The sequence below is a fragment of the Streptomyces pathocidini genome (assembly GCF_001418495.1).
GTDB classification, from domain to species: Bacteria; Actinomycetota; Actinomycetes; order Streptomycetales; family Streptomycetaceae; genus Streptomyces; species Streptomyces pathocidini.
The window spans coordinates 1-6398 of the sequence record NZ_LIQY01000427.1; the positions used below are offsets into that span (position 1 = coordinate 1).

Here is a 6398-nt window from a genome sequence, read left to right on the forward strand (position 1 = left end):
GGTGGTTCCGCTCGTCGAGAAGCGTGGCCCTGGGGCGGCTTGGGCTGAGGGCAGTCGGCGCGGGAACGGGCGGTTTGATGGCCGCCTGTGCGCAGCACCGTGGCGCACCCTGAAGAGTTTCTTGTCAAACTGGCGTAAGAATCCCACGGATCGGCTCTCTAGGAGTGCGAAAGGCCAACGCTTCGCACCGCCGACAAGGAGAGCCACCCATGCGCGCCGCCGTCACGAGCCTGCTGAACCGCCATCGCCCGTACGAACCCCAGCCGTGCGGAGGGCTCGCCCACGACGACGCGGCGCTGGCCCGCGCGGCCCGGGGCGCGCTGACCCGCGCCGAGCAGATATGCCGGGTGGCGGCGGCGATATGCGGCGCCAACGTGGGCTGGGCATGCGAGCGGTGCACGCGGCGGGCCGAGCGGATCATGCCGTCGCTGGTGGTGCGCTGAGCGAGCCTGTCGGCTGGGGTCCAGGCGAGCCTGTCGGCAGGGTTCAGGCAGGCCTGTCGTCTGGAGGTTCGGCGGCCTGTCGGCTGGGGTTCAACGGGCGCGTCAGCCGCGGTTCAGGCGGGCCGGAAGACCGGGACCACCGGGTCGCCCCGGAACGCCACCTCCAGCTCCATGCCGACGCGCAGGAGCCCGTCCTCGGCGTCGACGACCTCGGTCATCATCCGCGGCCCTTCGACCAGGTCGACGACGGCCGCGACATAGGGGACCCGGTCGGGGAACGGCGGCAGGTCGTTGCGGTGCACCACGGACCAGGTGTAGAGCGCGGCCCGGCCGCCCGCCCGCTCCCAGGTGACGTTCTCGCTCCAGCAGCGCGGGCAGAACTCGCGCGGGTAGTGGTGGGCCGCGCCGCAGTCGCCGCAGCGCCGGATCAGCAGGCGCCCCTCGGCCACCGCGTCCCAGTAGGGCCGGGTGAAGGCGTCGGCCTCGGGCAGGTCGAACCGGGGCGCGTCGGCGGGCCCACTCACAGGAACAACCCCCACGCGCTGTCGAGGGACCAGGCCTGCCAGCCCATCGCGAAGAAGGCGACCAACGAGATCAGCGCCATCATGGAGTTCTGCCCCTGCTCGGCCCAGTCGTGGATCATCAGGACCAGGTAGAGCAGATTCAGCGACAGCCCTCCCAGGAGGGCGATCGGGGTCAGGAATCCGGCGATCAGGCCGAGCCCCAGGGCGAGTTCGGCGTAGACGACCACGTACGCCATGAGCTTCGGCCGCGGCGCGACGACGACCTCGAAGCCACGGCGTACGAACCCCCAGCGGTGCTCCGCCGCGACGCTCGACGCCCAGGCGATGCCCGTACCGCGCTCGAGCCAGCCCTTTCTGTCCTTGTGCCGCCAGCTCTCCAGCCACCACAGGCCGAGGCCGATGCGCAGCACCGCGAGCCACTCGGCTCCGCCGAGCCAGATCGTCTGCACGGGGCACACCCCTTCCGGGCTTCCATCCGGATTCCGGTCGCGACTTTCTGACACTTCATCAGTTCACTTGCCGCCCCAGTTCAGCGGATGGACAACGCTTGACGCAAGGGGTCGCGCCGGGTTGCAGTGGGTGGTGGGCCGTGATGGATCCGTAACGCATTCGGTATGGGTTTGACCAACACACGACAAATATCCGGGTACGCTCACGCGCATGTCCGACAACACCCCCTCGACCACGGGGACTTCGACGCCCGCCACGGCCGCTCCGGCCTCCCGGGCCTCGGCGCCCGGTTCGCCCGTGTACGTCATCGGGGGTGGTCCCGGCGGTCTCGCCACGGCGGCCGTCCTGGGCCGGCGGGGCATACGAGCCGTGGTCCTGGAGAAGTCCGACGCGGCCGGCGCCTCGTGGCGCGGGCACTACGACCGGCTCGAACTCCACACCACCCGCAGGCTCTCCGCCCTCCCGGGCCTGCCGATCCCGCGCTCGTACGGGCGCTGGGTCGGCCGCGACGACCTGGTCCGGTATCTGGAGCAGTACGTCGAGCACCACCGGCTGGAAATCGTCACGGGCGTGGAGGTCACCCGGATCGAGCGACCGGGGGAGGCGGCCTGCACCGAAGCCGCCGATCCCGAGGCGACGCAGGGCGAGACGGCCGGGAGCGAGGGGGCCGCGCCCCGGACGGCCGACGCCGAGAGGGCCCGCGGCGAGGGAACGGGCGGCAGCGGAGCCGGTGACGGGGTGGCCGATGACGGCAGGGCGAGTGACGGCAGGGCCGGTGACAGCGGAGCCGGTGACGGCGGGACGGCGCGCGAGGCGTCCACCGCAGCCAGCGGCCCTGCCGCGCCGGAGACGGACGCCCGCTGGCTGCTCCGCGCGACCGGTGGCCGCGAACTGACGGCGAACTCGGTCGTGGTGGCGACGGGCTTCAACCACACCCCGTATCTCCCGGACTGGCCGGGGCGCGACCGCTTCGGCGGTGAGCTCCTGCACGCCTCGGACTACCGCAACGCCGCCCCGTACCGCGGTCGGGACGTGCTGGTGGTCGGCACCGGCAACACCGGCGCCGACATCGCCGTCGACCTGGCGGAGGGCGGCGCCGCGCGCGTACGCCTCGCGGTGCGCACCGCCCCGCACATCGTGCGGCGCACGACGGCGGGCTGGCCCGCGCAGGCGACCGGCGTCCTCGTGCGGCGGCTGAAGCCGTCGGCCGTGGACCGCGCCGCCCGCACGGTGGCCAAGCTCTCCGTCCCCGACCTGGCGGAGTACGGGCTGCCGCGTCCGGAGAGCGGCCTCTACTCGCGCGTCCTGGAGGGCGCGATCCCCGTCCAGGACATCGGACTGATCGAGGCCATCCGCTCGGGGCGGGTCGAACCGGTCGCGGCCGTGGAGTCCTTCGAGGGCGACAAGGTGGTCCTCGCCGACGGCACACCGATCGCCCCCGAGGTGGTCGTGGCCGCCACCGGTTACCGCCGCGGCCTGGAGTCCCTGGTCGGTCATCTGGGCGTCCTCGACGAGCGGGGCCGCCCCGTCTCCCAGGGCGACGAGCCTCCTCTCCCCGGCCTCTTCTTCACCGGCTACACCAACCCCATCAGCGGCATGCTCCGCGAACTGGCCCTCGACGCCCACAAGATCGCCCAGGCCGTCGAATCCGACCCCGGCGAGCGGCGCTCCGCGTAGCGGCGTCCGGATTCTCCCGCAGACCTATTCCTGACGGTACGTCAGTTCAGTAATCTGACATAGCGTCAGTTGTGCGTGGGCGGCCATGGCCCGTTGCCCCGATCCGCCGCGCGGCAGTGGCGCGTCTCCATCGGCCATCGAGCAGGAGCGGGCGGGAACGATGCTTGGATCGACCTACGGCACCCTCACCACGCACTCCCGCCCAGCCCGCGTCGCGGCCTGCGGCGAGCACGGCCGCGCCGTGGTGCACGGCCTGTCTTCGCCGGCCGGCACGGGCGATGTGGACGTCAGCGGTCGGCCGCTGCACGCGCCCGTGCCCGACCTGGCCCGGTTCTTCCGGCCCGAGGCCATGGCCGTGGTCGGGGCGTCCGACAGCGAGGGGAAGCCCAACACCGGGATCACCCGGCGGCTCCTCGACTGGGCCGAGCGGGTCGGCGCCCGGCTGCATCCGGTCAACCCGGGCCGCCCCACGGTCTTCGGGCTGCCCTGCCTGCCTTCCGTCGCCGATCTGCCCGAGCCCGTCGACCTCGCCGTGCTGCTCGTGGCCGACCCACTGCCCGTCATCGAGGAACTCGCCGAGAGCAAGGTGAAGTTCGCGGTCGCTTTCGCCTCCGGTTTCGCCGAGACCGGCGAGGAGGGCGCCGCCGCCCAGGCACGGCTCGCCGCCGCCGTGCGGCGCTCCGGGCTCCGGCTGCTGGGGCCGAACACCAACCTCAACGCGTTCGAGGAGTTCCGGGAGGACCTCGAAGGGCCCGCCATCGCGCTCATCACGCAGTCCGGCCACCAGGGGCGGCCCGTCTTCGCCCTCCAGGAACTGGGTATCCGGCTCTCCCACTGGGCACCGACCGGGAACGAGGCCGACCTGGAGACGGCCGACTTCATCTCCTACTTCGCCACCCGGCCCGAAGTCGGCGCCATCGCCGCGTACATGGAAGGGCTCAAGGACGGGCGCGGCTTCCTGCTCGCGGCCGACCGGGCCGCGCGCGAGAAGGTGCCCGTGGTGGCCGTGAAGGTCGGCCGCACCGAGACCGGCGCACGTACGGCCGCCTCCCACACCGGCAAGCTGACCGGCGCGGACGAGGTGGTGGACGCGGCCATGCGGCAGTTCGGCGTGATCCGCGTCGACGGCCTGGACGAGCTCCAGGACACGGCGGCCCTGCTGGCCCGCGCCCGGCCGCCCAAGGCCCGGGGCGTGGCCGTCTACTCGATCTCGGGCGGCACGGGCGCGCACTTCGCCGACCTGGCAGCCGCCGCGGGCCTGCCTCTGCCTGTCCTCTCGGACGGGAAGCAGGCGGAGCTGCACCAGTGGATACCGGACTACCTCAGCGTCGCGAACCCGGTGGACAGCGGCGGCCACCCGGTGGGCGACTGGCGCGGCCGGAAGATCATCGACGCGATCCTGGCCGACCCTGAAGTGGGCGTCCTCATCTGCCCGATCACCGGCCCCTTCCCGCCCATGAGCGACAGGCTGGCGCAGGACCTGGTGGACGCGGCGGAGGCCTCGGACAAGCAGGTGTGCGCGGTGTGGGGCTCCCCGGTCGGCACCGAGGACGCGTACCGGAAGACCCTGCTCGGCTCCTCGCGGGTGGCCACCTTCCGCACGTTCGCCAACTGCGTCACCGCCGTCCGCGCCTACCTGGACCACCACCGCTTCGCCGCCGGCTACCGCTCCCCCTTCGAGGACGCGCCGCGCACCCTCTCCCCCTCGGCCCGTAAGGCCCGGGGCCTGCTGCGCACCGGCGAGCAGCTCAGCGAGCACGCCGCGAAGCAGCTGCTGCGCGCGTACGGGATCCGCGTGCCGCGCGAGCAGCTGGTGACCAGCGCGGCGGCGGCGGTGCGCGCGGCCGGGCTGGTCGGCTACCCGGTCGTCATGAAGGCCTCGGCGGCCCAGCTCGCACACAAGACCGAACTCGGCCTGGTCAAGGTCGGGTTGACCTCGGCCAGCCAGGTCCGCGACGCATACCGGGAGCTGACCGAGATCGCCCGCTACGAGGGGATCCAGCTCGACGGCGTACTCGTCTGCCAGATGATCGAGCGCGGAGTGGAGATGGTCGTCGGCGTGACGCACGACAGCCTCTTCGGACCCACCGTGACTGTCGGTCTTGGTGGCGTGCTCGTCGAGGTCCTGCGGGACAGCGCGGTCCGCGTGCCGCCGTTCGGCGAGGACCAAGCGCGCGCCATGCTCGGCGAACTGCGCGGCCACGCCCTGCTGGAGGGCGCGCGCGGGGCGCCGCCCGCGGACGTCGACGCGCTGGTCGAGGTCGTGCTGCGCGTCCAGCGCATGGCCCTCGAACTGGGCGACGGGCTGGCCGAACTCGACATCAACCCGCTCGTGGTCCTCCCGCGCGGCCAGGGCGCGGTGGCCCTCGACGCGCTGGCGCTCTGCCGGTGAACGGTCCGGCGCCGGCGAACACCTCCGCGCGGCCGGCGCACCGCCCCGTAACCGCACAGCGCCGACCAGCGCCCGTACGGCACGCACACCCCGTACGACAAGGAGCTTTCGCATGTCTGCCTCCCCCGAGAAATCCCTTGAGTCATTGGTACTGCACACCACTGACAACGGCGTCTCGTGGATCACGCTCAACCGCCCCGAGGCGATGAACGCCGTCACCTGGGACCAGCGGGAACGCGTCATCGGGCTACTGGAGGAAGCCTCTGCGGACCCGAGCGTGCGGGCCGTGGTGATCACCGGTACGGGCAGGGGGTTCTGCGCGGGCGCCGACCTGCGGGGCGGCCCGCCCGGGAAGGCCGGGGCCTCGCCCGGGGAAGCCGGAGCCGAGCGGATCGCGGGCGATGTGGCCCGGACGATCCGGCGGGGCGCGCAGCGGCTGATCGCGGCGGTGCTGGACTGCGAGAAGCCAGTGATCGCCGCGGTCAACGGGACGGCGGCGGGCATCGGCGCGCACCTCGCCCTGGCCTGTGACCTCGTCCTGGCCGCGGAGGGCGCGAAGTTCATCGAGGTGTTCGCGCGCCGCGGGCTCGTCCCGGACGGCGGCGGCGCGTATCTGCTGCCCCGGCTGGTGGGGCCGCAGCGTGCCAAGGAGCTGATGTTCTTCGGCGACGCGCTGCCCGCGGCCGAGGCGGCGCGGCTCGGACTGGTCAACCGGGTCGTGATGGATGGGGAGTTGGAAGAGACGGCGCGGGAGTGGGCGGGGCGGCTGGCCGCGGGGCCGACCCGTGCGCTGGCGCTCACCAAGCAGTTGGTCAACACCTCGCTCGACGGCGACCGGGCCGCCGCGTTCGCGGCGGAGGCCGCGGCGCAGGAGGTCAACATGACGACGGCCGACGCGAACGAGGGCGTCGC

Annotated in this window: 6 protein-coding genes; 4 read left to right on the forward strand and 2 right to left on the reverse strand. The window is 73.0% G+C overall.

What is annotated here, in order from left to right:
* Positions 1-209: 209 nt before the first annotated feature.
* Entirely contained in the window at positions 210-443 is a 234-nt protein-coding gene (locus tag AOK16_RS19455) for a hypothetical protein (RefSeq protein ID WP_055473486.1), read from the forward strand.
* 113 nt (positions 444-556) lie between these two features.
* Here AOK16_RS19455 and AOK16_RS19460 read toward each other — a convergent pair whose 3' ends face one another.
* The gene (locus AOK16_RS19460) at positions 557-967 is read right to left on the reverse strand and encodes a Zn-ribbon domain-containing OB-fold protein (protein ID WP_055473487.1); all 411 of its coding nucleotides are present in this window, start codon (positions 965-967) and stop codon (positions 557-559) included.
* Positions 964-1416 carry a hypothetical protein gene (locus AOK16_RS19465; RefSeq protein WP_055473488.1) on the reverse strand — a complete coding sequence of 151 codons (453 nt, stop codon included), beginning with the start codon at positions 1414-1416 and terminating at the stop codon, positions 964-966. Before AOK16_RS19465 ends, AOK16_RS19460 begins: the two co-directional genes overlap by 4 nt.
* Before the next feature lie 211 nt (positions 1417-1627).
* Here AOK16_RS19465 and AOK16_RS28535 point away from each other — a divergent pair, with 211 nt between their 5' ends.
* The 3 genes from AOK16_RS28535 to AOK16_RS19480 all read left to right on the forward strand — a co-directional run.
* Positions 1628-3094 carry a flavin-containing monooxygenase gene (locus AOK16_RS28535; RefSeq protein ID WP_079101559.1) on the forward strand — a complete coding sequence of 489 codons (1467 nt, stop codon included), beginning with the start codon at positions 1628-1630 and terminating at the stop codon, positions 3092-3094.
* A gap of 160 nt (positions 3095-3254) precedes the next feature.
* Positions 3255-5486: an acetate--CoA ligase family protein gene (locus AOK16_RS19475; protein WP_055473489.1), complete on the forward strand. Its 2232-nt coding sequence runs from the start codon at positions 3255-3257 to the stop codon at positions 5484-5486.
* A gap of 112 nt (positions 5487-5598) precedes the next feature.
* Positions 5599-6398: enoyl-CoA hydratase/isomerase family protein (locus AOK16_RS19480; protein WP_055473490.1), on the forward strand; the 800-nt coding region annotated here is incomplete at its 3' end.

Coding starts and splice junctions, on each gene's coding strand:
- AOK16_RS19455 (WP_055473486.1), top strand. CDS start 210: ATGCGCGCCGCCGTCACGAGCCTGCTGAACCGCCATCGCCCGTACGAA.
- AOK16_RS28535 (WP_079101559.1), top strand. CDS start 1,628: ATGTCCGACAACACCCCCTCGACCACGGGGACTTCGACGCCCGCCACG.
- AOK16_RS19475 (WP_055473489.1), top strand. CDS start 3,255: ATGCTTGGATCGACCTACGGCACCCTCACCACGCACTCCCGCCCAGCC.